The sequence below is a fragment of the Vibrio sp. 2134-1 genome (genome assembly GCF_033339495.1).
The window spans coordinates 1-954 of sequence record NZ_JAWOUS010000175.1; the positions used below are offsets into that span (position 1 = coordinate 1).

Annotated in this window: 1 protein-coding gene and 1 pseudogene; both read right to left on the bottom strand. The window is 38.8% G+C overall.

What is annotated here, in order from left to right; translation table 11 throughout:
- Window positions 1–27: 27 nt before the first annotated feature.
- On the bottom strand, window positions 28–744 hold the full coding sequence (locus tag R7R78_RS24735) for an IspD/TarI family cytidylyltransferase (protein WP_225474450.1): 717 nt from the start codon (window positions 742–744) through the stop codon (window positions 28–30).
- A gap of 9 nt (window positions 745–753) precedes the next feature.
- Window positions 754–954 (bottom strand): annotated as a pseudogene (locus R7R78_RS24740) (polysaccharide pyruvyl transferase family protein); the annotation flags it as partial.

Sequence of the window (954 nt, forward strand, 5' to 3'; positions counted from 1 at the left end):
ATATTAATCCGATTATTTTTCATATAATTAACCAAAAACCTGTAGATTTTCCTGCGTATCGATTATTGCCTTAAAAATAAAGAAATCGATGGGTGACGTGATTTTAATGTTTTCAGAAATGCCAGAGACTAGGCGAACATCGTATCCGTACTTTGTCATCAACGAACATGAATCGATCGCTTCGGTGTAACAGTCCTCACGCGCTTGACGATGTACTTTAAGAATATCGCGCAAATAAAAGCTTTGTTGTGCTTTCGCTAATCGAGATAGCGAACGATCGTGAACGTCTTTCACGACGTCTTCATTGTCGACAAGGACAAAGGTCTCTACTGGAGGACAAGTAGTGATCGCACTACCGTGACTTTTGACCGCTTCGATATTTCGGTTGATAATTTCGTCATTGATCAAAGGTCGAACGCCATCATGAATCAAAACAACAGAGTTATGATCAAATTCTTCTTCTATCTTACATAAGCCGTTAAATATCGACTCCTGACCAGTTTCACCACCGGGAATAACAAACTTCACTTTCTGAATATCAAATTTGAACAACAGTTTGCGTAAATAATCGATCCACGGTTCAACGCAAACCACAACAATGGCATCAATGTTTTTGTTCTCTTCAAACTTCTCAAGTGTGTATATAATTACTGGCTTGTTATATAGCTCTAAAAACTGCTTCGGTTTAGTGCTGTTTTGCATTCGGGTTCCGACACCACCAGCAAAAATCAAGGCAACATTCATAATTCACTCCTAAATCATAGATATCATTTTGTTAATGCTCGTGTTCACCGTCTCTCGATATCGCTCATAGTGATTAGGTTCGTAACCTTCCGCGACAGACAGGGTTAAACGATCAATGATCTCATTTGCATCAAAATCTTGATGGGAAAAGAAACGTTCTGGATAACCTATACACTCACCGAACATTTTGACTTTGTTGTTCCAAACAAG

Excerpts from the sequence above, each read along its gene's own strand:
- R7R78_RS24735 (WP_225474450.1), bottom strand. The coding sequence starts at position 744 with ATGAATGTTGCCTTGATTTTTGCTGGTGGTGTCGGAACCCGAATGCAA.